Source organism: Chelativorans sp. M5D2P16 (assembly GCF_034427935.1).
GTDB lineage: Bacteria > Pseudomonadota > Alphaproteobacteria > Rhizobiales > Rhizobiaceae > Chelativorans.
Genome location: NZ_JAXQNM010000023.1, coordinates 65608 through 92169 on the forward strand (window position 1 = coordinate 65608; position 26562 = coordinate 92169).

General features: G+C 64.0%; 23 protein-coding genes. 12 read left to right on the plus strand and 11 right to left on the minus strand.

Annotation, left to right across the window (positions count from 1 at the left end):
* Positions 1-25: 25 nt before the first annotated feature.
* The 3 genes from SIN08_RS10365 to SIN08_RS10375 form a co-directional block, all read right to left on the minus strand.
* Positions 26-643 (minus strand): transglutaminase-like cysteine peptidase, encoded by a 618-nt coding sequence (locus SIN08_RS10365; protein ID WP_322451498.1) that lies wholly within the window; start codon positions 641-643, stop codon positions 26-28.
* 231 nt (positions 644-874) lie between these two features.
* Positions 875-1480 (minus strand): PilZ domain-containing protein, encoded by a 606-nt coding sequence (locus SIN08_RS10370; protein ID WP_322451499.1) that lies wholly within the window; start codon positions 1478-1480, stop codon positions 875-877.
* A 132-nt stretch (positions 1481-1612) separates the two neighbouring features.
* Positions 1613-2245, minus strand: coding sequence for a PAS domain-containing protein (locus SIN08_RS10375; protein ID WP_322451637.1), 633 nt, complete (start codon positions 2243-2245; stop codon positions 1613-1615).
* Positions 2246-2576: 331 nt separating this feature from the next.
* Here SIN08_RS10375 and SIN08_RS10380 point away from each other — a divergent pair, with 331 nt between their 5' ends.
* The 6 genes from SIN08_RS10380 (at position 2577) to SIN08_RS10405 (ending at position 7107) form a co-directional block, all read left to right on the plus strand.
* Positions 2577-3317: a rhomboid family intramembrane serine protease gene (locus tag SIN08_RS10380; RefSeq protein ID WP_322451500.1), complete on the plus strand. Its 741-nt coding sequence runs from the start codon at positions 2577-2579 to the stop codon at positions 3315-3317.
* A 77-nt stretch (positions 3318-3394) separates the two neighbouring features.
* Positions 3395-3826 (plus strand): CBS domain-containing protein, encoded by a 432-nt coding sequence (locus SIN08_RS10385; RefSeq protein ID WP_322451501.1) that lies wholly within the window; start codon positions 3395-3397, stop codon positions 3824-3826.
* A gap of 160 nt (positions 3827-3986) precedes the next feature.
* On the plus strand, positions 3987-5489 hold the full coding sequence (gatB, locus tag SIN08_RS10390) for an Asp-tRNA(Asn)/Glu-tRNA(Gln) amidotransferase subunit GatB (protein ID WP_322451638.1): 1503 nt from the start codon (positions 3987-3989) through the stop codon (positions 5487-5489).
* Complete coding sequence (locus SIN08_RS10395; protein ID WP_322451502.1) at positions 5482-5997, plus strand: GNAT family N-acetyltransferase; 516 nt, start codon at positions 5482-5484, stop codon at positions 5995-5997. Before gatB ends, SIN08_RS10395 begins: the two co-directional genes overlap by 8 nt.
* Positions 5998-6197: 200 nt before the next feature.
* The gene (locus tag SIN08_RS10400) at positions 6198-6596 is read left to right on the plus strand and encodes an NADH:ubiquinone oxidoreductase subunit NDUFA12 (protein ID WP_322451503.1); all 399 of its coding nucleotides are present in this window, start codon (positions 6198-6200) and stop codon (positions 6594-6596) included.
* Positions 6597-6681: 85 nt separating this feature from the next.
* Complete coding sequence (locus SIN08_RS10405) at positions 6682-7107, plus strand: DUF2155 domain-containing protein (RefSeq protein WP_322451504.1); 426 nt, start codon at positions 6682-6684, stop codon at positions 7105-7107.
* 126 nt (positions 7108-7233) lie between these two features.
* On the opposite strand, the gene aat is transcribed toward SIN08_RS10405, so the two are convergent.
* From aat to SIN08_RS10440, 7 genes are all read right to left on the minus strand, one after another.
* Positions 7234-7845, minus strand: a complete 612-nt coding sequence (gene aat, locus SIN08_RS10410) for a leucyl/phenylalanyl-tRNA--protein transferase (protein WP_322451505.1) — start codon at positions 7843-7845, stop codon at positions 7234-7236.
* Between the two features lie 219 nt (positions 7846-8064).
* Positions 8065-9408 (minus strand): acetyl-CoA carboxylase biotin carboxylase subunit, encoded by a 1344-nt coding sequence (gene accC, locus SIN08_RS10415; RefSeq protein ID WP_322451506.1) that lies wholly within the window; start codon positions 9406-9408, stop codon positions 8065-8067.
* A gap of 19 nt (positions 9409-9427) precedes the next feature.
* The gene (gene accB, locus SIN08_RS10420; RefSeq protein WP_322451507.1) at positions 9428-9898 is read right to left on the minus strand and encodes an acetyl-CoA carboxylase biotin carboxyl carrier protein; all 471 of its coding nucleotides are present in this window, start codon (positions 9896-9898) and stop codon (positions 9428-9430) included.
* Between the two features lie 40 nt (positions 9899-9938).
* Positions 9939-10376, minus strand: a complete 438-nt coding sequence (gene aroQ / locus SIN08_RS10425) for a type II 3-dehydroquinate dehydratase (RefSeq protein ID WP_322451508.1) — start codon at positions 10374-10376, stop codon at positions 9939-9941.
* A gap of 123 nt (positions 10377-10499) precedes the next feature.
* Positions 10500-11249 carry a DsbA family protein gene (locus tag SIN08_RS10430; RefSeq protein ID WP_322451509.1) on the minus strand — a complete coding sequence of 250 codons (750 nt, stop codon included), beginning with the start codon at positions 11247-11249 and terminating at the stop codon, positions 10500-10502.
* A gap of 82 nt (positions 11250-11331) precedes the next feature.
* Positions 11332-12723, minus strand: a complete 1392-nt coding sequence (locus tag SIN08_RS10435) for a M48 family metalloprotease (RefSeq protein ID WP_322451510.1) — start codon at positions 12721-12723, stop codon at positions 11332-11334.
* A 177-nt stretch (positions 12724-12900) separates the two neighbouring features.
* A complete protein-coding gene (locus SIN08_RS10440) occupies positions 12901-15534 on the minus strand; it encodes a ribonuclease E/G (protein ID WP_322451511.1) in 2634 nt (877 codons plus the stop codon).
* Between the two features lie 631 nt (positions 15535-16165).
* On the opposite strand from SIN08_RS10440, the gene SIN08_RS10445 reads away from it, so the two are divergent.
* The 5 genes from SIN08_RS10445 to SIN08_RS10465 all read left to right on the plus strand — a co-directional run bounded on the left by SIN08_RS10445 (position 16166) and on the right by SIN08_RS10465 (position 24121).
* On the plus strand, positions 16166-17407 hold the full coding sequence (locus SIN08_RS10445; protein WP_322451512.1) for an N-acetylmuramoyl-L-alanine amidase: 1242 nt from the start codon (positions 16166-16168) through the stop codon (positions 17405-17407).
* Between the two features lie 214 nt (positions 17408-17621).
* Positions 17622-20072, plus strand: a complete 2451-nt coding sequence (locus tag SIN08_RS10450) for a penicillin-binding protein 1A (protein WP_322451513.1) — start codon at positions 17622-17624, stop codon at positions 20070-20072.
* Positions 20073-20195: 123 nt separating this feature from the next.
* Positions 20196-21327, plus strand: a protein-coding gene (prfB, locus tag SIN08_RS10455) for a peptide chain release factor 2 (RefSeq protein ID WP_322451514.1) whose coding sequence is annotated in 2 segments (ribosomal slippage) — positions 20196-20261 and positions 20263-21327 — 1131 coding nt in all. Because the reading frame shifts where the segments join, the coding sequence is not laid out codon by codon here.
* Positions 21328-21480: 153 nt separating this feature from the next.
* Positions 21481-23304, plus strand: a complete 1824-nt coding sequence (glmS, locus tag SIN08_RS10460; RefSeq protein WP_322451515.1) for a glutamine--fructose-6-phosphate transaminase (isomerizing) — start codon at positions 21481-21483, stop codon at positions 23302-23304.
* A gap of 118 nt (positions 23305-23422) precedes the next feature.
* Positions 23423-24121: a DUF502 domain-containing protein gene (locus tag SIN08_RS10465; protein WP_322451516.1), complete on the plus strand. Its 699-nt coding sequence runs from the start codon at positions 23423-23425 to the stop codon at positions 24119-24121.
* Here the strand turns inward: SIN08_RS10465 and recG are convergent.
* Positions 24073-26181, minus strand: coding sequence for an ATP-dependent DNA helicase RecG (gene recG, locus SIN08_RS10470; RefSeq protein ID WP_322451517.1), 2109 nt, complete (start codon positions 26179-26181; stop codon positions 24073-24075). The two genes, SIN08_RS10465 and recG, sit on opposite strands and share 49 nt — an antisense overlap.
* Before the next feature lie 96 nt (positions 26182-26277).
* Between recG and SIN08_RS10475 the strand changes: the two genes are divergently transcribed.
* The gene (locus tag SIN08_RS10475) at positions 26278-26562 is read left to right on the plus strand and encodes a succinate dehydrogenase assembly factor 2 (protein WP_322451518.1); all 285 of its coding nucleotides are present in this window, start codon (positions 26278-26280) and stop codon (positions 26560-26562) included.

The window sequence follows — 26562 nt, forward strand, 5'->3', positions numbered from 1 at the left end:
GAATCTCTGACAAGGCCATGAAGGTTCAGCGTTCCGATCCGACGCTGGCCACGGCAACGGCGCGGCCGTCGTTTACGGCGGTCCATTCGCCTGCGTGCCGGGCGGATTGGCGTTTCAAATACTGGTACTCGGTCTCCGACCAGGCCAGGATGCGCGGCTCGAGATTATCCAGGATGAAGTCCCCCATGTTCGTGCTCACCGTCAAGACCGCGTGTCCGTCGCCGTTCGGCTGGCGCACGACGGTGATCAGGAGGTTCGAGGCAGGCACGCCGGCCGCCATTAGAAGGCGGCGCTTCTCGAGCACGAAGTCCTCGCAGTCGCCGTAGAGGTCCGGAAAGGACCAGTACTCCTCGATGCCCCAGCTTTCGGTATCGGTACGCGGAATGACGGTCGTATTCACTGCATTGTTGACCTCGACCATCTTCGCCCACAGTTCACGCGTCAGCGGGACCATCTTCTCCTCGGACGCGGTCGGGCCGCACTCGTCCGGTTTGCGTTGACAGAACTCGTAATGCCCGACGGGCTGCGACGTCCTGTCCCCGATGGCCATAAAGTCGGAAGCCGCGTGCGCGCTGCCCACCGACATCGCGGCGAGCAGAAGGGCGCCAGCAGACAACAGCCCGGCTGGTTTCGTTTTTTGCATTGTTCGTCTCCCCGTTTGAGGAGACGATGCCACGGTCGAATTTATCCCGCGCAAAAACCCGTGGTAGAAATAAGTTCAAATTCTAAGGGTTCTGGTAACCATCCAAGTAAAATCGATATTTTCGAAATTGTTTACTTAAATTCTATCGGCACCAAGGTGGCGTGAGCACACGTGCTGCGTCGATCGAAAACGGTGCTCTCGATCGCAGTCCTGAGTGACGGGGAAGGAGGTTCAGCCGGCGAAAGTGGCCATGAGCGTGTCGTGCTCCTGCACGACGGCAAACTCGATGGCGATCCCGTCGTCGAAATGGCGCACTACCCGCCCGCGCATGGTCGCGAGGAAGACCTGGCTGCCCAGTTCGGGCCTGACGTCGACCTCGATGGCCGCGCCGGACAGGGACAGGTCGACGATGCGGCAACGATGCGTCTGCCCATCGGGCAGACCCAGCGTGCTGATCGGGTTGCGCGGTGTGATGCGCTCGTGCCGACGGTCCTCGGGCAGGTCGAGCTCGTGTCTATTCGCCAGCCAGGTGAGCTGTGCGGCGAGCTTGTCGCGCTTGCGCTCCGAAGCCACCACGGTCATGACGAAACCGTCATCGGTCAGGCGCGTGATGCGTCCCTCGATGCGGCCGAGATGGTCGAGATAGGCGATGACCCGTTCACCCGGAAGACCCGGCCGCTCGGCGACGAGCGCAGCATTGCCCGGCGACATTTCAACCACCCGGCAGGAATATTCCGAACGGTCCTGCAGCATATAGCGGCCGTGAATCGAAACCGTTACGCGCTGGAAAGCACGCCTTTCGGGACGTATCGAAACCGGATCTGTCGCTGCGGGCATGGTCATCATCGTTGCGTTCCGGCCGCGCTCTCCGGATAGCCGGTCAATCCGCTGCGGACGGTACCGCCATAAATCTTAAGATCGGGTAAGCCGGCCGCCGTTTGATCTCATCAGTCGTAACGAGGAAATGCGCTATGTGCGGCCGCCCTGGAAGACGACGAGATGGTGAATGCGCCGCCCCTGGCGCCCGTCGAGCCGGGCGGAGACGGTGTCGCCCGCCGGCTGCAGCGGCGGTACGGAGAGGGCGGTCCGGTCGTACGGGAGCGGCGCCTCCCTGTCCGGGTCTATCAGGCGGAAGGACTCTATACGGTTTTCCACGATCGGGTCGGCCCCGAGCCAGAAGGGCTTCATGAATGGCTGGATGGTGCCGAGCGCACGCAGGCTCTCCTGCCCGCCTTCGAGCGGCAGGGCGATGAGTTCGAAGCGGTTGATCCGTCCCTCCCGGCTCATTCCCTCGAAGGCGACTGTCGCGACCGACTTGTCGTCGAGTGCATGATGCACGAGGCGACCGACTGTCTCCTGGTCGCGCCCGTGCCAGAGCGAGGGGAAGGAATGGCCCTTGAGCTCCTTGCCATAGGTCGCGCACAGGCGGGTGCCGGCCAGGCGGAAGACGGCTTCGCCGCGGGCGTCGCGTTCCAGGATAAAGGTGTCGGGCAGAAGCGTCTTGATTTCGGCGGGCTCGATCTCACTGCGCCGCGGGGCAGGGCGGTCGCCGCGCAGCCTGTTCCAATATCGGAACAGGTTCATGGATCCGTCCTTGTTCATGCCAGTGTGTTCCATTCTGATTTCGCGCTCCTGTCTCAAAGGTGGACAGGGCCGATCGGCCGGCCACCTACATGACCGAAGATGCAGGTGTCGTGCCAGCCCGGCGCGGCGTTGTGCACGGGAGGGATTTGTTAGGGTTAGCAAAAGGTTACCACCCCGGTCCCGGCCGAACCCGGTGGCAAGGTACCGAAACTGGCACGGTACTTGCTCGGAAGGGGTACGGGTCGGGGGACTCGACCGGGAGGCCGTCCAGCGCGAATGCTGGGCGGCTTCTGTTTTTCCGCTATCTCTGATACCGCACACGCTGGCGGCATCGACAGAAGCGGACGGCATGGACGACAGGACAGGCACCGAGGACGAGGGGCGACAGGAGACGGACGGCGCCCGGCGCCGTGAGCCGGTGTTCAACTTGCCGGGCGTGGTCATCGCCCTTGTTGGTCTGTGTGTCGGCGTTCACCTGATACGTACGCTCTTACTGAGCCAACCGGCGGATCTCCTGGTGCTCGTGCATTTTGCTTTTCTGCCGTTGCGCTACACGGGCGGCTATCCGCTGGATATCTATGCGCTGCTGAGCCCTTTCACCTATGCATTCCTTCACGGGAGTGTGGCGCACCTGGCCGTCAACATGATCTGGCTTGCCGCCTTCGGCTCCCCCCTGGCGAACCGGCTGGGCACCGGGCGCTTCCTCCTTTTGTGGACGGCAACCGTTCTTGCCGCGGTGCTTCTCCACTTTGCGCTGCACCCCTACGACACGGCGCCGTTGGTGGGCGCTTCCGGCGCCGTCTCGGGCATGATGGGAGCGGCGGCGCGCTTTGCTTTTCGAATCGACCGGTCCGCTGGCAAACCCGGCTTCGCGGGACCTGTCCTGCCGCTGGCGCTCGTCTTCCGCTCGCGCATCGCGGTCGTGTTTCTGCTCGTCTGGATGGTGGTCAACCTCATCGTCGGACTGGGATCGGGTATCGGCGGCACGCCGCGTATCGCCTGGGAGGCGCATATCGGCGGATTTCTGGTGGGATTTTTCGGCATGCCGTTTTTCGACCGTCCGCGGGGGCGGGCACCGTCCGGCCGGTGACCGGCCTTGCAAAGCGCGTCAACTCGTCGCAACATCGTGCCCACGCCTAGGAGGGGCGGCAGAGAAGGAGGACGCCCATGACGGTCAAAGCCATTCTCGACACCAAAGGCCGCGAGGTCGTGACCATCGCCGCCGACAAGACGGTCCATGATGCCGCCGCGCTGCTGGGGCAGCACGGTATCGGCGCGGTGGTGGTGACCGACGGGAAGGAGCGGATCGCCGGCATCCTTTCCGAGCGTGACATTGTGCGGGCGATCGCGGCGGAAGGCGCCAAGGCTCTCGACCAGCCGGTTTCGGCGTTCATGACAGCGCGCGTTCAAGTCTGCCGGGAAGACCACACCGTCAACGAGGTCATGCAGATCATGACCGCCGGGCGTTTTCGCCATTTGCCGGTGGAAAAGGACAAGCGTCTTGCCGGCATCATTTCGATCGGCGACGTGGTGAAGCGTCGCATCCAGGAGGTGGAGCGCGAAGCGGAGGACATCCGCAGCTATATCGCGACCGCGTGAGGGACGCCCGGCTACCCCACCACCGGCGGCGGTGCGATTGCAGCAAAGGCGGGAATGAGGGCGTGGAAGTGGCTTCGCCCTTACGGCGCGCGCTTGCCTCGCTGTCGCGATTGGTCTAGCGAAGGCGGCAGTTCAATCCTTGAAATCGACTGCACGGCTCATGACAATCATCGACACGCGCACGCCTGATCCCAAGCGCCTGATTCCGGGTGCCACCGGTGAGTGGGAAGTCATCATCGGCATGGAGATCCACGCCCAGGTGACCTCGCGCGCCAAGCTGTTTTCCGGCGCCTCGACGGCTTTCGGGGCCGCGCCCAATTCCAACGTTTCGCTGGTCGATGCCGCCATGCCGGGCATGCTTCCCGTCATCAACGAGGAATGCGTCAAGCAGGCTATTCGCACCGGGCTGGGGCTGAAGGCGCAGATCAACCATCGTTCGGTCTTCGACCGCAAAAACTATTTCTATCCCGACCTGCCGCAGGGCTATCAGATCTCGCAATACAAGCAGCCGATCGTCGGCGAGGGCGTCGTGATCGTCGCGGTCGGACCGGCCAGGGACGGCAGCTTCGAGGAGATCGAGGTCGGTATCGAACGGCTGCACCTGGAGCAGGATGCCGGCAAGAGCCTGCACGACCAGCATCCCACCCTGTCCTATGTCGATCTGAACCGCTCCGGTGTCGCGCTGATGGAGATCGTCTCCAAGCCGGACATGCGCTCGGCCGACGAGGCGAAGGCCTTCGTCACCAAGCTGCGCACGATACTGCGTTATCTCGGCACCTGCGACGGCAATATGGACGAGGGCTCGCTGCGTGCCGACGTCAATGTCTCGGTGCGCCGGCCCGGAGAGCCGTTCGGCACGCGTTGCGAGATCAAGAACGTCAACTCCATCCGCTTCGTCGGCCAGGCGATCGAGTCGGAAGCGCGCCGGCAGATCGCCATTCTGGAGGACGGCGGCACGATCGACCAGGAGACGCGCCTTTTCGATCCGAACAAGGGCGAGACCCGCTCCATGCGCTCGAAGGAAGAAGCGCATGATTACCGCTATTTCCCCGATCCGGATCTCGTGCCGCTGGAATTCGACCAGGCCTATGTGGATGCGCTGGCGGCCGGCCTGCCGGAACTGCCCGACGAAAAGAAAGCGCGGCTCATGCGCGATCTGGGCCTGTCCGAATATGACGCCTCTGTGCTCGTTTCCGAGAAGGCTGTCGCCGACTATTTCGAGAAGGTGGCGGCCGGCCGTGACGGCAAGGCGGCGGCGAACTGGGTCATCAACGACCTTCTTGGCGCCTTGAACAAGGCGGGCAGGGACCTTGCCGAGACGCCGGTTTCCCCCGAGCAGCTGGGCGCCATCATCGATCTCATCAAGGGCGGCACCATTTCCGGCAAGATCGCCAAGGACCTCTTCGAGATCGTCTGGAACGAGGGCGGCGATCCGCACGCCATCGTCGAAGAGCGCGGCATGAAGCAGGTCACCGATACGGGCGCTATCGAGAAAGCCGTCGACGAGGTGATCGCCGCCAATCCGGACAAGGTCGAGCAGGCGAAGGCGAAGCCGACGCTTGCCGGCTGGTTCGTAGGTCAGGTGATGAAGGCGACGGGCGGAAAGGCCAACCCGCAGGCCGTCAACGCGCTGGTCAGGCAGAAGCTCGGCGTCGATGACTGAAACGGCGGAACGCTTCTTCGTCCGTACCACCATGCGTGCGGATCTGGAAGCCGTCCGCGCGCTCCTGGTCGAGACCTGGCACGACAGCTATGACGCCCTGATGGGCCGCGACAGGGTAAGCGAGATCGTCGATTCCTGGCACTCCATTCCCGCGCTCGCCGCGCGGCTGGAGCGGCCGCGCTCGGAGTTCATCGTTGCCGATGACGGCGCATGCATCGCCGGAGTGGCCTACGCAGAGGCGAGCGCGTGCGGCAAAACGGTCGCGTTGCGCCAACTCTACGTTCTTCCCGGCCTGCAGGGGCGGGGAATCGGCAGCCGCCTTTTGAACGAGATCGTGGAGTGCTATCCCGAGGCGCGCCGCATGCGGCTCGAAGTGGCCGAAGGGAACGTGCGGGCGATCGCATTCTACCGTGCCCGCGGTTTTGAGGAAGCCGGCCGGGAAGCCGATCCGCAAGGCTCCCGGATCGTTCTTTTTGAACACCCCCTTGCCGTATACGGTGAAGGATGAGCGGCGGGAACAAGCGGAATTTCGTGATTCGGCACGGGCGGACGCGCACAGGTTCCACGAGCGGCTCGGCTTTGCCAAGAGCCATGCCGGTTTCAAGATTTGGCTCGAATGAACGCGCATCGCCGCACGGGCCTTGCGTTCGCGTCGCGTGATCGCCATAAGACGGGCATGGGCTCACGAGGTGCGCCGCGAGGAGTGCAATGAAAAGGTTTCTGCTTCAGTTCTTCACCTGGTGGAACGGCCAGTCGCTGAACACGCGCTTTCACACGTGGCGCAACGGCAGGCGCGTGGGCGAGGACGAGTTCGGCAACGTCTATTACCAGGGCGGCACCGATTCGGAGGGCCGCACGCGCCGCTGGGTGATCTATAACGGGTATTCCGAGGCTTCCATGGTGCCGCCGGGCTGGCATGGCTGGCTGCATCACAAGGTGGACACCCCGCCGGCAGCGGAAGAGTATGCGCCGCACGAATGGCAGAAGCCGCACTTGCCGAATCTCACCGGTACGCCGGCCGCTTACCGGCCGCGCGGGTCGGTGCTCACCAACGAAGATCGCCCCCGCGTGACGGGTGACTACGACGCGTGGACACCGGGCAACTGAGCCGGTTTTCTCGCCACAATTGCGCAATAGCGTGAAAGGGATTTCCGCCGGGACGACGCGGCGGTTGGAGATTGTGGTTGAAGAAATGAATTGGACGCACCGGCTGATTGCGCCTGCAAAGATTCTGTTCGCGACCGGCGTTTTGACGGCCATTCTCGCCGGTTCCGCCGATGCGGAGCGGATCAAGAACCCTGTGGCCGAGTTCACTGGGATCGACAAGATTACCGGCCGAATCATCAATTTCGACGTCTACATGAACGAAACGATGCAGTTTCGCGCACTCCAGGTGACGCCGCGCGTGTGCTACAGCTCGCCGGAGTCGGAAGAGCCGAAGACCGACGCCTTTGTCGAGGTGGACGAAATCACGCTCGAAGGAAATATCCGCCGTATCTTCACCGGATGGATGTTCGCCGAAAGCCCTGGCCTGAATGCCGTGGAGCACGCCGTCTATGACGTCTGGCTGAAGAGCTGCAAGCAATCCTCCGACGTCCCGCCCCCGGAGACCAACTGACAGGTCGCCAACCGGCTCGAGGTATCTGACCCGAGAATCGCCGCGGCAGCACATGGCGTTTTTTTCGCGCTTCCGGTGCTCGAAGGTCACCATTTTCGCCATCATGACGAATCTCGCTCAGGACACTCAGAATTCCGCGGTTTCCTCGAGCGCCTCGGTCAGAAGTCGCTCATAGCGCCGCCGCGGGACGTCCACCGCACCGAACCTTTTCAGGTGCGGAGTGGTGAACTGGGTGTCGAGCAGTATGAAGCCCCGCTCGCGCAGCCGCTCGACCAAATGCACGAGGCAGATCTTCGAGGCGTTCGCTTCACGCGAAAACATGCTCTCGCCGAAGAAGGCGCGTCCGAGCGTCACGCCATACAGGCCGCCGACCAGGCGTCCTTCTCGCCACGCCTCGACCGTATGGCAATAGCCGCGTGCGAACAGTTCCGTGTAGGCTTCGCGGATGGGCGCGTTGATCCAGGTGTCCTGCCGCTCCGGGCCGGGTTCGGCGCAGGCGGCGATGACGCCGGGGAAATCCGAATCGTAGCGGACCTCGAAACGTTGCTGACGCTCCAGTTTTCTCAGGCTGCGGGGCACGTGGAACTTATCGAGCGGTATGACGCCGCGCATTTCCGGCCGCACCCAGAAGACCTCCGGGTCGTCGGCATGCTCCGCCATCGGAAACACGCCTGTGGCGTAGGCGCGCAAAAGCAGATCCGGTGCGATGCGGTAGCTGGGCGGGAAGGGATGCGTCATCGCGCCACCCGCACAGGCGGAGAGCTCCGGGAGGAGCAGTGGGCGGCCATCGGTCCGGATTGGCGCGAAATCAAGCGGTCAAACCGTTTCCACCTTTCCGTGAAACAGAACGATGGTTCGTGGCGACATGCGTCGGCGCTCGCCTGTGATACCGCTCCACCTCTCTGTTTTTGCCGCATTTGCGCAGCGGCAAGTGGATCCACTTGCCCGCAAGGCGCTCTAGGGCTTCTCAGCCAGGTAATGCTCGAGCCAGTGAATGTCGTAATCGCCGTTCGCCACATCGACATTTCCGACGAGATCCCTGAAAAGGGGCAATGTGGAATTGATGCCGTCAACAACGAATTCGTCAAGCGCCCGGCGCAACCGCATCATGCATTCCACCCGATGCCGCCCGTGCACGATCAGCTTGCCGATGAGGCTGTCGTAATAAGGAGGGATACGGTAGCCGGAATATACACCCGAATCGACGCGTACGCCGAGCCCACCGGGCGTATGGAAATGGGTGATCACGCCCGGCGAGGGCACGAAGGTGCGGGGATCTTCCGCATTGATACGGCATTCGATGGCATGGCCCAGGAAGCGCACGTCCTCCTGGCGCACGGACAACCCGCCCCCGGAGGCCACCCGGATCTGCTCATGCACCAGATCGATGCCCGTGATCGCTTCGGTGACCGGGTGCTCCACCTGCAGCCGCGTGTTCATCTCGATGAAGAAGAACTCGCCGTTTTCGTACAGGAACTCGACCGTGCCGGCGCCGGAATAGCCCAGATCGGCGGCGGCGTTCGAGACGATCTCGCCGATGCGCATGCGCTGATCGACATTGAGCGCCGGCGAATTGGCTTCCTCCCACACCTTCTGGTGACGGCGCTGCAGGGAGCAGTCGCGCTCGCCGAGATGGACAGCGTTGCCGGCGCCGTCGCCGACTACCTGCACCTCGATGTGGCGCGGCTTTTCGAGATACTTTTCGATGTAGACGGCGTCGTCGCCGAAGGCCGCGCCGGCTTCCGAGCGCGCCGTCGACAGGGCTTCGGAAAGCTCCGCCTCGCTGCGCGCCACCTTCATGCCGCGGCCGCCGCCGCCGGCGGAAGCCTTGATTAGCACAGGATAGCCGATATCGGCTGCGATGCGCTTGGCTTCGCGGTCATCGCTCACCGCCCCCTCGGAGCCGGGAACGACGGGGATGCCGAGCCGGGCCGCCGTGCGCTTGGCCTCGATCTTGTCGCCCATGATGCGGATATGCTCGGCCGAGGGACCGATGAAGGTGATGTTGTGGGCGGCCAGGATCTCTGCGAACTTCGCATTCTCCGACAGAAAGCCGTAGCCGGGATGGATGGCGTCCGCACCGGTGATCTCGCAGGCGGCGAGGATCTGGTGAATGTTGAGGTAGCTGTCGCGCGAGGCCGGCGGACCGATGCACACGCTTTCGTCTGCGAGACGCACATGCATGGCATCGGCATCGGCCGTCGAATGCACGGCGACGGTCTGAATGCCGAGTTCCTTGGCGGCACGCAGGATCCTGAGTGCGATTTCGCCGCGATTTGCGATGAGGATTTTCTGAAACATTGGGCGCGGCGTTCCGGCCTTACTCGACGACAACCAGCGGCTCCCCGAATTCGACCGGCTGGGCATCCTCGAACAGAATGGCCGTCACGGTTCCGGCGCGCGGAGAGGGAATCTGGTTCATCGTCTTCATGGCTTCGATGATGAGCAGCGTCTGGCCCTTCTCGACTGTCTGGCCGACCTCGATGAAAGGGGCGGAGCCAGGGGCCGAAGCCCGGTAGGCGGTGCCCACCATGGGCGAGGGAACTGCGCTCTTGGAAACGTCCGGGGTGCTGGCGGCAGCCGTCTTGGCGGATTCGGCAGCGGCCGGCTCCGGTGCGGCAGCGGCCGGCGGAGCGGGCGGCGCCTGGAAGGCGGCGTTGACCGCTGGAGCCTGACGGGCCACGCGGATGCGCAGGTCGCCTTCCTCCACCTCGATCTCGGTGAGTCGTGTTTCGTCGAGAATGCCCGCCAGGTCGCGGATGAGTTGCTGATCGATACCGGTTTTCTTCATAGGTGGTCTCTCGGGGTCCTGCCTTGCCGCATCCCGGGCTCTAAAGACGTTGTGCCAGCGCATCAAGCGCCAACATATAGCCGATGGGGCCAAAGCCACATATCAATCCCTCTACAACCGAGGATACCATTGAATGGTGTCGAAACGGTTCACGCGCGTGGATGTTCGAAAGATGCACTTCGATGACAGGCACGGGCGCGATGGCGCGGATGGCGTCGTGAAGGGCGATGGAGGTGTGGCCGTAGGCACCGGGGTTGAGGACGATGCCGGCGGACTGCTCGCCCGCCTCCTGCACCCAGTCGATGAGCAGTCCCTCGTGATTCGTCTGCCTGAACTCGACCGAGAGGCCCAGTTCCTTCGCCCTCTCCTTGCAACCTGCCTCGATGTCGGCAAGGGACTGACCGCCATAGATGCCAGGTTCGCGTTTGCCGAGCAGGTTCAGATTGGGACCGTTTAGAACATAGATCGGATTGGGCATCACTACTCCCCGCGGCAGATTGCGCCGCCGCCCTCTATAGTCGGCTTAAGCCGCGCCGGAAAGAGCGCAAGCGGCTCCTGCCATCCGTCCACAAGGAAGGCGCGATGGCGAGGCCGTTTTGTTCTATTGCCGCGCCGTTTCGATATGCTCACGGATCTGTTCGCTGCCGACAGCCCCGAAAACCACTTCGTCACCGACCACGTAGGAGGGGGTGCCGGTGATTTGAAGCTGATCGGCGAGTGCATACGTGTCCCGGAAAGCCTCCATGATTTCCGGCTTCTCCATCGCTGCGCGCAATTCCGTCTCGTCCGCGCCGAGCTCCAGGGCAATCTTTATTGCACTTTCCTCGTTGGCCCGACCGCTGCCGCTCAGAAGCCGGCGGTGGAAGGCGTCGTACTTTTCGGGCATCAGGGAGCGGAAAGCCATGGAGACCACGTGCGCGTCGCGCGAATCGTTGCCCAGCACGGGGAATTCCTTCAGTACGAAGCGCAAATCGCCATCGTCCTTTACCAGCGTGTCCAGGTCGCCGAGAGCCCGTTTGCAATAGCCGCAATTATAATCGAAGAACTCCACGACAGTGATGTCTCCGTCCGGATTTCCAAGCACGCCGTCATGGCTGCTGTTGAATATCCGTTCGGCCTCCTGCGCGATCACTTGCCGGCTGGCTTCGCGTTGCGCCTGCCGCTGCTGCTTCTCGTATTCGGCCTGCACCTCGTAGAGGATCTGCGGATTGGCCAGAAGGTATTCGCGAACAATATTCTCGATCTCCTGCCGGGTGAAGCTGGTCTCCTCAGCGTTCTGAGCCTGTACGGGGGGAATGCCCCCGACGGAGAGGGCGAGGACGGCGGCGGCGGCGAGCAATATCTTCTTCATAGAATTGTTGTCCTTCGGTGACTCGATCTTTTCAATCTCTGTCGCGGTCGGCCCATGGGCAGGCATTGTCCGTGAGCTGCATTCAATCTCTGCCTGGTTCACGAAACTCGATAATATCCTGGGCTCGCCGCCACTCCGGCGTCCCCTGCTTGAGTTTCGTTTGAGCGCGCGCGGCGAAGGCCCTGGCTTCGCGGTACTTTCCGGAATGGAAGTTCTCTTCCGCCGTGGCCAGTTCTGCCGCGCCGATATCGCCGATCCGGCCGTAGGCCTGGGCGAGATAGCGATAACCGTTGACGAATTCGGGCTCACGCGAGAGGCCGGACTGCAATTCGGACGCCGCCTTGCGCACCAGATCCGGCTGGCCGGTGGCCAGGAGTGCCTGGCCATAGCCCACCTGCAGCAGGCCTGAAGGGGCAGGGGAAAGCCGTATGGCCTGGGCATAGGCATCCGCCCCTTCGCGGGGCCGGTTCGCCTTGACCAGGATGTCGCCCCGCAGCTCGTGGAAGTATGGGTCTCTCGGTTGCGCGGCGACAAGCTGATCCGCCTTGGCAAGCGCATCGCGGGGGCTGCCTCGGAGATAGGTCGAGATGGCGTCGGCATAACGCATCGGCAGTCCGCCGGGATCGTTGCGGAACAGCCGGGCCGCCGCATTCGGCCCCGCGGTATAGGCGGCGAGCTTGGCACGCATGAGATCGTGCCGCAGGACCAACTCGGGCGGGTCCTTGCTGTCCCGGTACGGGCTCTCCTCGACCAGCGCCTGCAGATTGGCGATGCGCTCATGCGGCAAGGGGTGGCTGATCTGGTAGGGATCGACGTTGACTCCGGAAAGCGCCATGTTGCCGGCTAGGCGCTCGAACGTCCTCAGCATGCCGCGGCCGGACTGATGCGTGCGTTCCAGATATGTGAGCGCAGAACGGTCGGCGGTGATTTCCTCGGTCCGCTGATAGCCCAGCAGGTTGCGGCGCGCCGCCTCGGTGCCGCCGGCGGCGATCCCCGCGCCCGCACTGGCAAGTCCGCCCATGTCGTTTGCTGCGCCCGCCACGCCCGCGCCGATGCCGAGCAGGGTGGCGACGATGGCCATCGTCTTTGCCCGGGCAAGCTGCTCGCGCAGCCTGTGCTGGTGCCCACCTGCGATATGCCCGGCCTCGTGGGCGATGACGCCGATGATCTCGTTGGGCGTCTCCGCCGCCAGGAGCGCGCCCGTGTGGATGAAGATCCGGCGGCCGGCGACGAAGGCGTTGAAGTCATGGTCGTTGACCAGCACGATATCGATGCCCGACCGGCTCAGGCCTGCGGCGTTCAGGATCGGATTTGCGTAGTCGGCAACAAGGGTCTCGATCTCGGCGTCGCGCACGATCGGCACACTTCGCTGCTGCGCATGCGCGACCGACGGCACGATCAGGAGACTGGCCGAGACCAAGGCTGCCACAAGGGTATGAAGGAAGCGGGCGGTGAAAACGAACGTGGTCGACATGTCGTCGATTGGTAGTCGAGCTTCGTGGCGATGAAAAGGCGCAAAGAACCTGCTCGCGTGCTCGTGATCTCAAATAACCCGGTGCTTTGGGCCACAAACGAGGTGAACATCCGCACGCGACAACCGCCGACGGAAGGAAAGCAGCCGGCCTTCACCGGCTGCGCTTCCCGCTAGCGTTTAAAAGAACCCCTTGCGCTGCCACCAGCCGGTCTTGCGCGGCGCCTTCTCCCGCTGATCGTCGGTGGAGGAAAGCACCGGTTCTTCCTTTTTCTCGGGCGCTTCTTCGGCTGCTTTGCGGCGCGCACGCGGCTTTCTGGCCGGCTTCTTCATCTCGGCCGCGGGCTCTGCCTCGGCTGCCGGGGAAGGAGCCTCCTCGTCGCCGGAAGTGGTCGCCTGCGGCGCTTCCGTACCGGCTACGTCGGTCGTCGTGGCTGCAGCGACTTCTTTGTCCGCCTTCTTGGTGCTGCGTGCGCGCCGACGCGGTTTCTTCGGCGCGGCGGGCTCCTCGCTCACCGTGATTTCTTCCGCCTCGGCGGGGGCCGGCTCGGCCGCTGCGGAGGCAGGAACATCCTCAACGGGCGTTGATTGGGGTTGGTCCGACGGGGCGGCGGCGGGCTCCGCCGTCGCATCCTGCTGGGCGGCTTCTTCCGTGACCTGCGAATCGCGCCGGTTGCGCTTTCCGCCCCGTTTGCCGCGATGGCGTTTCTTGCGTTCGCCTTCGCCGTCTTCGGCAGCGGCCGGCTCCGCCTCTGTTTCGGATTCGTCGGCGCTCGCCTCCTGGTCCTGCGCAGCCTCGGCGGCGGGCTGGTCTCCCGCACCGCGATCACGGCCGCCGCGCCGCCGGCGCTTGCGCCGGCGCTTGCGGCCGGAACCGCCGGATTCTTCGCCGACGGCCGAGGCGTCGTCCACCATTTCGCCCTGGTCCTCGGCGGAATCCTCCTCCTCGGCGAGATCCAGCTCCGGAACGGTCGCCGGCGCCGTGAAATCGCCTGCCGCGGGGCGGGTGGCCGGCTGGCCCTTCACGATCACATAGTGCTGGCCGTTCAGTCCGTCATCCGCCTCGACCGTTATGATCACGCCGAATCGCGCCTCCAGATCGACCAGATTCGAGCGCTTGTGATTGAGCAGGTAGAGCGCGGTGGAGGCGGGGGTGCGCACCGTGATGTCGTTGCGCGCATCCTTCAGAAGGTACTCTTCGATAGAGCGCACCACCAGAAGGGCGACCGACGATTCGGAGCGCACATGCCCGGTGCCGCCGCAATGCGGACAGGGCTGCATCGTGCTTTCGAGGACGCTGGCACGGATCCGCTGGCGCGACATCTCCAGGAGGCCGAAATGGGAGATGCGCCCCACCTGGATGCGCGCCCGGTCGTTCTTAAGGCATTCCTTGAGCTTTTTCTCGACCGCGCGGTTGTTGCGGTTTTCCTCCATGTCGATGAAATCGATCACGATGAGGCCGGCAAGATCCCGCAGCCTCAACTGCCGTGCGATTTCCTCCGCCGCTTCCAGATTGGTCTGCAGCGCGGTGTCTTCGATGGAGTGCTCTTTGGTGGAGCGGCCGGAGTTGACGTCGATGGCGACCAGCGCCTCCGTCTGATTGATGATGACGTAGCCGCCGGACTTCAGCGTGACCTGCGGCTGCAGCATCTTGTCGAGTTGCCCTTCGATGCCGTTGCGGGCGAAGATCGGCACCGTATCGCGATAGGGCTGAACCATCTTGGCATGGCTCGGCATCAGCATGCGCATGAAGTCCTTGGCCTCGCGATAGCCTTCCTCGCCGGCAACCAGGATCTCATCGATATCCTTGTTGTAGAGGTCGCGCACCGACCGCTTGATCAGGCTGCCTTCCTCGTAGACGAGGGTCGGAGCGATCGATTCCAGCGTCAGGCCGCGAACCTTTTCCCACAGGCGCATCAGATAGTCGTAGTCGCGCTTGATCTCCGCCTTGGTGCGGTTGGCGCCGGCGGTGCGCAGGATGACGCCCATCCCATCGGGCACGTCGAGGCTCTTGACGACATCCTTGAGCCGCTTGCGGTCCTGCGGGCTGGTGATCTTGCGCGAGATGCCGCCACCGCGCGCCGTGTTCGGCATCAGCACCGAATAGCGCCCGGCAAGAGAGAGATAGGTGGTCAGCGCCGCGCCCTTGTTGCCGCGCTCCTCCTTGACGACCTGAACCAGCAGAATCTGCCGGCGCTTGATGACTTCCTGGATCTTGTAGTTGCGGCGCACCGGACGGCGGCGGTTCTGCGCCTCGTCGAGCGCGTCCTCGGCGCCGACCGTGTCGACCTCGCCGTCTTCAGCGCCGTTGGCATCGTCCTGGCCGCCGCTGGCGGCGGGGACGTCTTCGGAAACGGTATCGCCGCCATTGGCGGCTTCGGCGAGCGCGGGGTTTGCGGCATCCGCTTCCGCGGACGCTTGCCCGTTCTCCGCCTTGTTGCCGCGGCGTCCACCACGCCGGCGCTTCTTGCCGCGGGCGCTCGATGCCTGCGCTTCGCTTTCCTCCGCGTCGTCGGCGGCCCTTGCCTCCTCGGCTTCGGCCTTGAGCAACGCCTGCCGGTCGGCGACCGGGATCTGATAGTAGTCCGGGTGTATTTCGCTGAAGGCGAGGAAGCCGTGGCGGTTCCCGCCATATTCGACGAAAGCCGCTTGAAGCGAGGGTTCGACGCGCGTTACGCGCGCCAGATAGATGTTTCCTCGGAGTTGCTTCTTGTCCTGTGATTCGAAATCGAATTCTTCGATACGGCTACCGCGTACGACAACGACACGGGTCTCCTCCGGGTGGGAGGCATCTATGAGCATTTTGTTGGGCATAAAGTCTTGTCTCCCCGGCACGAATCCACTGTCGGGCGGGGGCGCTTACGCCACTTGCTGCCCGAACTCGGATATGGGTACCGGATAATCTGTAGTCTGCCGGTCTCGGCCTCGAAACGTCAGCGCGCCGGGTCGCGGCCATAGGGGCGCGGGACACTCGGGGAAGATTGCTGACTGTGTTCAAAGGCATCTCGTCGCCTGGCAGAACCGTTTCGATATGGGTCCGAATCGCCGAACCCGTTGCTTTGCTCGTCATGAGCCGGCACAGGATTCCCCGGCCGTTTTCCTTACGTTGAGGGTCCGGCATCCGCCGTCGACACCTCGCAGAAATCCTTGGAGCCATCGTTGCCGCCGCGTCGTTCCCGAGGGCTTGCGAGGAACCCTGGCGCTCTGACCACCATGGTAACGGACGCGATGATGGTTCAGTGCCGCTTTTATGATTTGGCTGCATCGATGGCAACCCTGATTTCGATGCAGCCGCGTCGGGCATGTCTCGCCTTGAAGCCGCCCCAGGCATCGGTTAAGCGCAACATGGGGCCGCGAAACCAGGCAGGAGCGCGCGTTGGATCGGGACAAACCGCACAGGTCGGGCAGGCTCCCGCACCTCTCATATGAGGATGCCGCCGGACCATTGCAATTTCTGCGCACCCTCGGCGCGCTCTTTTTCATCATTGTCCTCACTGCGGCCGGCCTGGCCACGCAGGCTGGCGCACAGGAACAGGGGGCGATGCACGAGGCGGCCGCGGGGTCTTCCGCCCCCGTTCATGCCTACAACTACAGAATGGCCGGCGACCAGCAGCGCATGCGGATCATTCTGCATTTCGACCGGAAGCCGGAGGTCAATTGGTTCCTGTTGCGTGCGCCGCATCGACTGGTCATCGACCTGCCGGAGACGGAATTTGCGATCGACGAAACGCGCACCGAACCGCGTGGGCTCGTCACGCGGGTACGCTACGGTCGCATGCGGGAGGGGCATTCGCGCATGATCGTCACACTGGTGGGCCCTTTTGTGCTGGATGAGCTTTCGGTACTGCAGAACGAAACGTCGGCGGGCTACCGTCTCATCGTTGACCTTGTCTCCGCCTCGGAGGAGGCGTTCGAGGCGGCCATGCGCGAGCGTATCGATACGGCGCCGGGGGCAGGGTCGGCGGCCAAGAGGCGGCGGATCGAGGCGGATGACGAGCGCTTCACTGTCGCCATCGATGCCGGGCATGGCGGGATCGACAGCGGCGCGCGCGGTGCCGGCGGCACGCAGGAGAAGACCATCACGCTGGCCTTCGCCCTGGAACTGAAGAAAAAGATGGAAGAGACCGGGCGGTACAACGTGGTGATGACGCGCGAAAGCGATGTCTTCCTGCGGCTCGACGAACGGGTGCGGATCGCGCGGGAGAACGGCGCCGATCTCCTTTTGTCGATCCACGCCGACTCGATCAGGATCAAGGATTTCGGGGGCGCGACGGTCTATACCCTTTCGGACAAGGCCTCGGACCCGGAAGCAGCGGCGACGGCCGCGCGCGAGAATCTCTCCGATTCGCTTGCCGGCCTTGCCGAAAAGGATGACCAGGACGAGGTGACGGATATCCTTGCCGACTTGATTCGGCGCGAAACCCATGCTTTTTCGATCCGCTTCGCGCGTACGCTCGTCGGCAAGCTGACCGACACGGTGAACTTCGTCAACAACCCGATGCGTTCGGCCGGTTTCCGCGTCCTGCGGGCTCCTGACGTGCCTTCGGTGCTGCTTGAACTTGGTTACCTGTCGAATCCGGAAGAGGAGGAGCAGTTGCGTGATGCCGATTGGCGGGAGCGGGCGGCACGGAACATCGTCGAGGCGATCGCCGTATTTGCGGAGGCAAAAAGGGCGGCGGGCGGTTAGCCGGCAGGAGGCGTGGCAAAGACACAACGCCGCGCGCTTTTCACGGGATGTTCATCAAAAACGACTGTTCTGTCGCGGTGTTTGCCCCATTTTGCTCACAACAGGCGGGCAGGGCTGAGAACGATAGTGATTTCTTCTCTGCGCTGTCGCGATGGTATGATAGCCGGCGCAAACGAATTCGGGCCGGGCGGAATTCGGCCACACTGGAGCGGGCATGATACGTCTTTTGGGATATTTCTTCGGCATCGGGGTCGTCCTGGCGCTGGTCGCTGCGGCCGGCGTGGCCCTCTATGTGGGCAATCTCACAAAGGATCTTCCCGACTACGAGGTCCTCGCCCGTTATGAGCCGCCGGTTACGACGCGGATTCATGCATCCGACGGAAACCTGATGGCGGAATTTGCCCGTGAAAGGCGTCTCTACCTGCCGATTCAGGCGATTCCCGATACGGTGAAGGAAGCCTTTCTCTCGGCCGAGGACAAGAATTTCTACAGCCATCCGGGGGTCGACGCGACCGGTTTGATGCGCGCGGTCATCACCAATCTCCAGAATCTCGGCACCGACCGCCGGCTCGTCGGTGCCTCGACGATAACCCAGCAGGTGGCGAAGAACTTTCTCCTGTCCTCGGACCAGACGATAGACCGCAAGATCCGCGAAATGATCCTCGCCTTCAGGATCGAGCAGGCATATTCCAAGGACCGCATTCTCGAGCTGTATCTCAACGAGATCTGGCTTGGCCTCGGCGCCTATGGAATCGCCGGCGCTGCGCTGACCTACTACGACAAATCCGTCAACGAACTCACCGTCGCCGAGGCGGCCTATCTTGCCGCGCTGCCGAAGGGACCGTCCAACTACCATCCCTTCCGCCACACCGACCGGGCAATCGACCGCCGCAACTGGGTGATCGACCAGATGCACGCCAATGGCTATATCAGCGGCGAGGAGGCGGAAAGAGCCAAGGCGACCGGGCTCGACGTCACGCCGCGCCGGCGCGGCAGCTATCTCTTTGCGGCCGACTTTTTCACCGAGGAAGTGCGGCGTGAGATCATCGCCCGTTACGGCGAGGACGCGCTCTATGAGGGCGGCCTGTCGGTGAAGACGACGCTCGACCCGCAACTGCAGCTCTACGCCCGCAAGGCCCTGCAGAACGGACTCATCCGTTATGACACGCTGCGCGGCTTCCGCGGTCCGGTGGACCACATCTCCGTTGATGGAGACTGGGGGGTGCCGCTCGGCGAGATCGAAGCGCTGAGCGACGTGCCGGAGTGGCAGTTGGCGGTGGTTCTGGAGGCCGGTGAGAACCAGGTGACCATCGGCCTTCAGCCCGGCCGCGAAGTCTCCGGCACCCTGTCGGAGGAGCGTGAGACGGGGACGATCGCGGTCGACGACATGCAATGGGCCTTGCGTCACATGGTCGACGGCAGGCGCGTCAAGGCGTCCTCGCCCGCCGAGGTGCTGCAGCCCGGCGACGTCGTCTATGTCGAGGAGAAGGAAGACGGCGAGAACGCATGGCAGTTGCGCCAGGTCCCGGAGATCGGCGGCGCGATGGTGGCGATGGACCCGCATACGGGCCGTGTGCTGGCCATGTCGGGCGGCTTTTCCTTCGCCTCCTCCGAGTTCAACCGCGCCACGCAGGCGCTGCGCCAGCCCGGATCCGCGTTCAAGCCGTTCATCTATGCCGCCGCCCTCGACAACGGCTATACGCCCGCCTCGGTGGTGCTCGACGCACCCATCTCCATCCAGGTCGGAAACACCCTGTGGGAACCCAAGAACTATGGCGGGAAGTTCGCCGGGCCGTCGACCTTGCGCGCCGGCATCGAGCGCTCGCGTAATCTGATGACCGTGCGGCTGGCCCGGGACATGGGTATGGATCTCGTTGCGGAATATGCGGAGCGTTTCGGCGTTTACGACAAAATGTCCAGGCACATCGCAAACGCGCTCGGTTCCAGCGAGACGACCTTGATGCGCATGGTCTCGGCTTATGCGGTGATGGCGAACGGTGGCAAGTACATCCAGCCCTCGTTGATCGACCGTATCCAGGATCGCTACGGCAAGACGGTTTACAAGCACGAACAGCGCGAGTGCAGCGGTTGTGACGCGGAGGCATGGGAAAACCAGCCGGAGCCCGAACTCATCGACGAGCGCGAGCAGGTGCTCGATCCCATGACCGCCTATCAGATCACCTCCATGATGGAAGGCGTGGTGACGCGCGGGACGGCGACCACCGTCTCCGAACTTGGCTATCCCATCGCCGGCAAGACCGGCACGACAAATGACGAGAAGGACGCCTGGTTCATCGGTTATACGCCCGATCTGGTGGTCGGTGTCTTCATGGGATACGACCAGCCGCGGCCGATGGGCCGCGGATCGACCGGCGGCGGTCTGGCGGCGCCGATCTTCAAGGAGTTCATGGCCAAGGCCCTTGAGGGTACGACGCCGGTTGATTTCCGCGTGCCGGACGGCATGAAGGTAGTCGCCATCGACCGTAAGACCGGCATGCACGCCGAAGCTGGGCAGCCCGGCGTCATCATGGAGGCCTTCAAACCCGGAACGGGACCGGCCGACACCTATTGGGTCATCGGAGATATGCAGGGCAGCGCCCAGGCACAGGAAATCTCGCCGGAAGCCGACCGCGCGATCACCACCGGCGCCGGCGGGCTCTTCTGACGGAAACCGCGGCGGCGCGCGAAGGCGCCGGTCCGGAATGCCGGCCTGCATGCGCTTTACAGGCGCGTTCCCCGCTCGTAGGTTCCGCCCCGATTCACGCCTAATCCCAGACAGAGACAACAAATGCGCAACGAAACGGCAAATCTGGTCGACGAAATCAAGCAGGCGATCGGCCTGCTGAGGAGGTATCTTTGACTGGGACGAGGCGGTAAAGCGGCTCGAATATCTCAACACGCGCGCTGAGGACAGCGACCTGTGGAACGATCCGCAGGAAGCGCAGAAACTTATGCGCGAGCGCCAGAGCCTGGAAGAGAACATCAGCGCCATCAAAGGGCTGTCCCAGTCCCTTGACGATAATGTGGAACTGATCGCGCTTGGCGAGGAGGAGGGGGACGAGTCGGTCGTCGAGGAGGCGGAAGCCTCCATCCGCGCCCTGCGCGGCGAGATCGCCTCCCGGCAGATCGAGACGCTCCTTTCCGGCGAAGCGGACGGCAACGACACCTATCTGGAGGTCCACGCCGGTGCCGGCGGCACGGAAAGCCAGGACTGGGCGTCGATGCTTCTGCGCATGTATATGCGCTGGGCCGAGCGCCGGAAAATGAAGATCGAGGTGCTCGAAGTCCATGACGGTGAGGAGGCAGGCATCAAGTCGGCGACGATCCTCGTTAGGGGGCGCAATGCCTATGGCTGGCTGAAGACAGAATCGGGTGTGCACCGCTTGGTGCGTATCTCACCCTTCGACAGCAACGCACGCCGGCATACCTCCTTCGCCAGCGTCTGGGTCTATCCGGTGATCGACGAGAGCATCGAGATCGACATCCCCGAATCGGAGGTGCGCGTCGACACCTACCGTGCCTCCGGCGCCGGCGGCCAGCATGTCAACACGACCGACTCCGCCGTCCGGATCACGCACGTTCCCACCGGAATCGTCGTGCAGTGCCAGAAGGAGCGCTCCCAGCACAAGAACCGGGCCACCGCCTGGGACATGCTGCGCGCGCGCCTCTACGAGGAGGAGCTCAAGCGGCGCGAGGAGGCAGCGAACGCCACCGAATCGGCCAAGACGGAGATCGGCTGGGGCCACCAGATCCGTTCCTACGTGCTGCAGCCCTATCAGCTCGTCAAGGACCTGCGCACCGGCACCGAGAGCACCAATCCGCAAGAAGTGCTCGACGGCGGGCTGGACGCGTTCATGAAGGCCTCGCTTTCCCAGCGCGTCAGCGGGGGCGAGGGCGCCGAGATCGCCGATATCGATTAAGCGCACCCGACGCGCCTCGCGGGCGGGTGCTGTGACACGCCTGAAACCATTTTTGTCTTTGGCGGACGCCCACTTCGCGATATGGCCTTGGAAAGGGGTTAAGAGCGGCTCTTTCGTCGGCCGGCGGACCACAAGTGAAGGAGGCGGGGAAGCATGTGCGGAATCGTAGGCATTGTGGGTCACGGGCCGGTCGCGCCGTTGATCGTCGACGCGTTGAAGCGCCTCGAATATCGGGGCTATGACTCGGCTGGCGTCGCGACGGTCGAGGATGGCCGGCTCGGACGCAGGCGTGCCGAGGGCAAGCTGGTCAACCTCGAAAGGCGCCTGCAGGATGAGCCGCTCGGCGGGATGATCGGCATCGGCCATACGCGCTGGGCAACGCACGGCGTGCCCAACGAGACCAACGCTCATCCGCATTTCTCCGACAATGTGGCGATCGTCCACAACGGCATCATCGAAAATTTCGCCGAACTGCGCGACGAACTGACCGCCGACGGCTACCGCTTCGCCTCGCAGACCGATACGGAGGCGGTCGCCCATCTGGTGGCGCGCGAGCTTGGCCGCGGCGCTGCTCCGCAGGATGCCGCCTTCGCCGCGTTGAAGCGCCTGAGGGGTGCCTTCGCCCTGGCCATCATGTTCCGTGACGACGACGACCTGATCGTCGGCGCGCGCCAGGGACCGCCGCTTGCCGTCGGCCATGGCGACGGCGAGATGTATCTCGGTTCCGACGCCATCGCGCTGGCGCCGTTCACCGATTCCATTACCTATCTGGAGGACGGCGACTGGGCTGTCGTGCGTCGCTCGGGCATCGAGATCTTCGGCATGGACGGCGCGCGCGTGGAGCGCAAGCGCCAGCAGTCGGTCGGCACCAGCTTCCTTGTCGACAAGGGCAATCACCGGCACTTCATGGAGAAGGAGATCCACGAACAGCCGGAGGTGATCGCGCACACGCTGGCCCATTACCTCGACTTCGCCGCCGGCGGGGTGAAGCGTTTCGATTCGCCGATCGCGTTCGACAGGATCGACAGGCTTGCCGTTTCCGCCTGCGGCACGGCCTATCTTGCCGGGCTTGTCGGCAAATACTGGTTCGAGCGCTACGCGCGCCTGCCGGTCGACATCGATATCGCCTCCGAGTTCCGCTACCGCGAGATGCCGCTTTCGGCCGCCAGTGCCGCCCTTTTCGTCTCGCAATCGGGCGAGACGGCAGACACGCTCGCCTCGTTGCGGTATTGCCGCGGGGAGGGGGTCCCGATCGCATCGATCGTCAATGTGCGTGATTCCACCATCGCTCGTGAAAGCGACGGGATCTTTCCCACACTCGCCGGCCCGGAAATCGGCGTTGCCTCGACGAAGGCGTTCACCTGCCAGCTGTCCATCTTCGCCGTTCTGGCGGTGCGGGCGGCGATCGAAAGGGGCACGTTGACGAAGGAACAGGCCGGCATGCTGGTCAAGGCACTCTCGGAAGTGCCGCGCTACGCCTCGCAAGCCCTGAAACTGGAGGAGCGGATCGAGAAGGTGGCGCGCGAGCTCTCGCAGGTCGACCACGTGCTCTATCTCGGTCGCGGGACCAGCTATCCGCTGGCGCTTGAGGGCGCGCTGAAGCTCAAGGAGATTTCCTATATCCATGCCGAGGGCTACGCCGCGGGCGAGTTGAAACACGGGCCGATCGCACTGGTCGACGAGAAGATGCCGGTGATCGTCATCGCCCCGCACGATCACATCTTCGAAAAGACCGTCTCCAATATGCAGGAGGTGGCCGCACGCGGCGGGCGCATCATCCTCATCACGGACGAAGCGGGGGCGGCCGGCACGTCGCTCGAGGGTCTCGAAACGATCGTCATGCCCGAGGTGCCGGAGTTTATCACCCCCATCATCTACGCGCTCCCCGTGCAGATGCTCGCCTATCACACTGCCGTTGCCATGGGCACCGACGTCGATCAGCCTCGGAATCTCGCCAAGTCGGTGACGGTGGAATAGCGAGAGGTCGGGCGATCGACGCGCTCCGTTTCATCTGGACGAACGCTGCCTTCCTCGGGTAGTGTTCGCCGGTGCCGAGCTTTTTTCCCTATTCAGCCGATATCCGAGGACTTGCCCGGTGACCCGCCTGCGCAATTATTTTCTGACGGGCTTCATCGTAACCGCGCCCCTGGCGATCACCCTCTATCTGACGTGGTCGCTGATCCGGTGGGTGGATTCCTGGGTCAAGCCGTATATCCCGGCCCGCTACAATCCCGATACCTATCTGCCCTTTGACGTGCCGGGGTTCGGGCTCATCGTCGCCCTGGTGGTGATCACGCTGGCGGGCTTTCTCACGGCCAACATCATCGGGCGCACGATCGTTTCCTACGGCGAATACCTTCTCGGCCGGATGCCACTCGTGCGCAGCATCTATCGTGGCCTGAAGCAGATCCTGGAGACGGTGCTCTCGGAGCGTTCGGACACCTTCAAGAAGGTCGGCCTCATCGAATATCCCCGTAAGGGCCTGTGGGCGCTCGTCTTCATCGCCACCGAGGCGCGGGGGGAGGTGCGCCACCTCACCAACGGGGACGACAACCCGGCCGTGGCCGTCTTCCTTCCGACGACCCCCAACCCGACGTCCGGCTATCTCCTCTACGTGCCGCGCAACGAGATCATCGAGCTTGACATGTCGGTGGAGGACGGGGCCAAGCTGGTGATTTCGGCCGGCCTCATCTCGCCCGAATACGAGGCGAAAACCAAAGCTCTGGCCGAGGAGGCCCTGGCCGATCAACCGGCCCGCAGAAGGCGTACCGCCTCATCCTTGCCGAACAGGTAAAGCAGCATTCGCAAGGCCTTGCCGCGCTCGGAGGCGAGTTCCGGATCGCGGGCGAGGAGAAGCCGCGCGTCGTCGCGGGCCGTTGCCAGGAGTTCGGCGTGGAATTCCAGCCGCGCGACCAGAAAGCCTGGCGAGCCGGCCTGGCGCGTTCCCAGAAGATCGCCTTCGCCACGCAGCCGCAGATCCTCCTCGGCGATCAGGAAGCCGTCTTCGCTCTCGCGCAGGATGGCGAGGCGCCGCTTGGCGGTCTCGCCCAACGGCCCCTTGTAGAGCAGAACGCAGGATGAAGGTCTCTCGCCGCGCCCGACGCGGCCGCGTAGCTGATGCAGTTGTGCCAGGCCGAAGCGTTCCGCATGCTCGATGACGATGATGGTCGCGTCCGGCACATCCACGCCGACCTCCACCACCGTTGTGCCGACGAGGATGCGCGTGGTGCCGTCCCTGAAGGCACGCATGGCATCATCCTTCTCGCGGGCCGCCATGCGGCCGTGGACGAGGCCGACGGCTGGTCCGAAGACCCGTTCAAGCGCGGCGAAGCGGTCCTCCGCGGAAGTCAGTTCAAGCACTTCCGATTCTTCGACCAGGGGACAGATCCAGTAGACCTTCTGCCCCTCCTCGACCGCCTCGCCGAGCCGTGCCATCAACTCGTCCAGCCGTTCCGTCGGCATCGTCACGGTACGGATCGGCTTGCGGCCGGCGGGTTTTTCGGTCAGCCGCGAGACGTCCATGTCGCCGAAGGCCGAAAGCACCAGCGTGCGCGGGATCGGCGTCGCCGTCATCACCAGCATGTCGGGCGCGTTCCCCTTGGCGGTGATGGCGAGGCGCTGGTGAACGCCGAACCGGTGCTGCTCGTCGATCACCGTGAGGACGAGATCCTTGAAATGCACCGATTCCTGGAACAGCGCATGGGTGCCGACGATGAAGGCGATGTCGCCCGAGGCGATCCCGTCGAGCACAGCCTGGCGCTCGCGGCCCTTTTCGCGGCCGGTGAGAAGCGCGGCCTTCAGGCCGGCCGCCTCCGCAAGCGGGGCGATGGTCGCGAGATGCTGCCGGGCGAGCAGTTCCGTCGGCGCCATGAGGACTGACTGGCCGCCGGCCTCCGCCGCGCGCGCCATCGCCAGGAGCGCGACCACGGTCTTGCCCGCGCCGACGTCGCCCTGGAGCAGGCGCAGCATGCGTTCCGGACGTGCCAGGTCTTCCTGAATGTCGGCGACTGCCCGTTCCTGCGACTGCGTGAGCGCGTAGGGCAGGGTGGCCCTCATGCATTCCGTGATCGTGCCGTCACCCTTGAGCGGCCTGCCGGCCAGCTTGCGCGTGCGTGCGCGCACCAGAGCGAGCGAGAGTTGGCTGGCCAGAAACTCGTCATAGGCGATGCGTTGCCATGCTTCGCCTTCGGGCGAGATCTCCTCGCTGTTCTGCGGAGCGTGCAGGCGATGCAGGGCGGCACCGAAGGAGGGCAGGCCGAGGCGCTCCTGTACGGAGGCGTCCTGCCATTCCGGCAGGTTCGGCAGGCGTTCCAGCGCCTGGGCGATCGCACGGCGCAGCACTTTTGCCGAAAGGCCCGCCGTCAGCGGATAGACCGGCTCCAGCGGCGGCAGTGCGGCAGCTTCCTCCGCCGGCACGATATAGTCCGGGTGAACCATGGACGGACGGCCGTTGAACCAGTCCATCCGGCCCGAAACCAGCACGTGTCCGCCGATCGGCAGCTGCCGTTCGAGATAGGCCTGGTGGGCATGGAAGAAGGTGAGGGCGATCTCGCCCGTTTCGTCGAATGCGAAGACCCGATAGGGGACGTTCTTCTTGCCGCGCGGCGGTGGCTGGTACCGGCCAACGGTCAGATCGAGCGTGACGACCGCTCCTTGCGGCGCGTGCGCCACCCCCGGCCGGTTGGTGCGGTCGATGAGCGAGTGCGGCAGAACGAACAGAAGGTCGCCCACCCGCAAGGGGCGGCCGGCGAGGTCCGCCGGCACGACATTGGCGATCAGCCCGGCAATCTTGCCGCCGATGCCGTCGAGGCTCGTGGCCGGGGCGAACAGGGGGTCGAGAAGCGAAGGACGCATACGGGCTATGCTTATGGAACAAAAGCCGCTGCGCAAGGCTGACAGCGCCCTTGTCACACGCTATATGCGCCACGCAGACTGAAAGGCATTGTGCTGATGACCGGAACCACCCGTTCGAGCGCCGATCTCGATCCGCGCAGGCGTCGCGCGCTCATACGCGCCTGGCGGCGCGGCATGCGCGAAATGGATTTGGTGCTGGGCGGTTTCGCCGACAGGCATATCGCCGCCCTATCGGACGAGGATCTGGCGGTGTTCGAGGCCCTGCTGGAGGTTCCCGACACGACGCTTCTTCCCTGGGTGACCGGCGAGAAGGCGGTGCCGGAGCAATATGATACGGAGCTTTTTTCCCGCGTCCGCGTTTCCTGCGGCGCGCAAGGCTGA

What these genes read in the sequence shown, in the direction of transcription:
- SIN08_RS10365 (WP_322451498.1), bottom strand. Translation starts at nt 643, where the DNA reads ATGCAAAAAACGAAACCAGCCGGGCTGTTGTCTGCTGGCGCCCTTCTG.
- SIN08_RS10370 (WP_322451499.1), bottom strand. Translation starts at nt 1,480, where the DNA reads ATGCCCGCAGCGACAGATCCGGTTTCGATACGTCCCGAAAGGCGTGCT.
- SIN08_RS10375 (WP_322451637.1), bottom strand. Translation starts at nt 2,245, where the DNA reads ATGAACAAGGACGGATCCATGAACCTGTTCCGATATTGGAACAGGCTG.
- SIN08_RS10380 (WP_322451500.1), top strand. Translation starts at nt 2,577, where the DNA reads ATGGACGACAGGACAGGCACCGAGGACGAGGGGCGACAGGAGACGGAC.
- SIN08_RS10385 (WP_322451501.1), top strand. Translation starts at nt 3,395, where the DNA reads ATGACGGTCAAAGCCATTCTCGACACCAAAGGCCGCGAGGTCGTGACC.
- gatB (WP_322451638.1), top strand. Translation starts at nt 3,987, where the DNA reads ATGACAATCATCGACACGCGCACGCCTGATCCCAAGCGCCTGATTCCG.
- SIN08_RS10395 (WP_322451502.1), top strand. Translation starts at nt 5,482, where the DNA reads ATGACTGAAACGGCGGAACGCTTCTTCGTCCGTACCACCATGCGTGCG.
- SIN08_RS10400 (WP_322451503.1), top strand. Translation starts at nt 6,198, where the DNA reads ATGAAAAGGTTTCTGCTTCAGTTCTTCACCTGGTGGAACGGCCAGTCG.
- SIN08_RS10405 (WP_322451504.1), top strand. Translation starts at nt 6,682, where the DNA reads ATGAATTGGACGCACCGGCTGATTGCGCCTGCAAAGATTCTGTTCGCG.
- aat (WP_322451505.1), bottom strand. Translation starts at nt 7,845, where the DNA reads ATGACGCATCCCTTCCCGCCCAGCTACCGCATCGCACCGGATCTGCTT.
- accC (WP_322451506.1), bottom strand. Translation starts at nt 9,408, where the DNA reads ATGTTTCAGAAAATCCTCATCGCAAATCGCGGCGAAATCGCACTCAGG.
- accB (WP_322451507.1), bottom strand. Translation starts at nt 9,898, where the DNA reads ATGAAGAAAACCGGTATCGATCAGCAACTCATCCGCGACCTGGCGGGC.
- aroQ (WP_322451508.1), bottom strand. Translation starts at nt 10,376, where the DNA reads ATGCCCAATCCGATCTATGTTCTAAACGGTCCCAATCTGAACCTGCTC.
- SIN08_RS10430 (WP_322451509.1), bottom strand. Translation starts at nt 11,249, where the DNA reads ATGAAGAAGATATTGCTCGCCGCCGCCGCCGTCCTCGCCCTCTCCGTC.
- SIN08_RS10435 (WP_322451510.1), bottom strand. Translation starts at nt 12,723, where the DNA reads ATGTCGACCACGTTCGTTTTCACCGCCCGCTTCCTTCATACCCTTGTG.
- SIN08_RS10440 (WP_322451511.1), bottom strand. Translation starts at nt 15,534, where the DNA reads ATGCCCAACAAAATGCTCATAGATGCCTCCCACCCGGAGGAGACCCGT.
- SIN08_RS10450 (WP_322451513.1), top strand. Translation starts at nt 17,622, where the DNA reads ATGATACGTCTTTTGGGATATTTCTTCGGCATCGGGGTCGTCCTGGCG.
- glmS (WP_322451515.1), top strand. Translation starts at nt 21,481, where the DNA reads ATGTGCGGAATCGTAGGCATTGTGGGTCACGGGCCGGTCGCGCCGTTG.
- recG (WP_322451517.1), bottom strand. Translation starts at nt 26,181, where the DNA reads ATGCGTCCTTCGCTTCTCGACCCCCTGTTCGCCCCGGCCACGAGCCTC.
- SIN08_RS10475 (WP_322451518.1), top strand. Translation starts at nt 26,278, where the DNA reads ATGACCGGAACCACCCGTTCGAGCGCCGATCTCGATCCGCGCAGGCGT.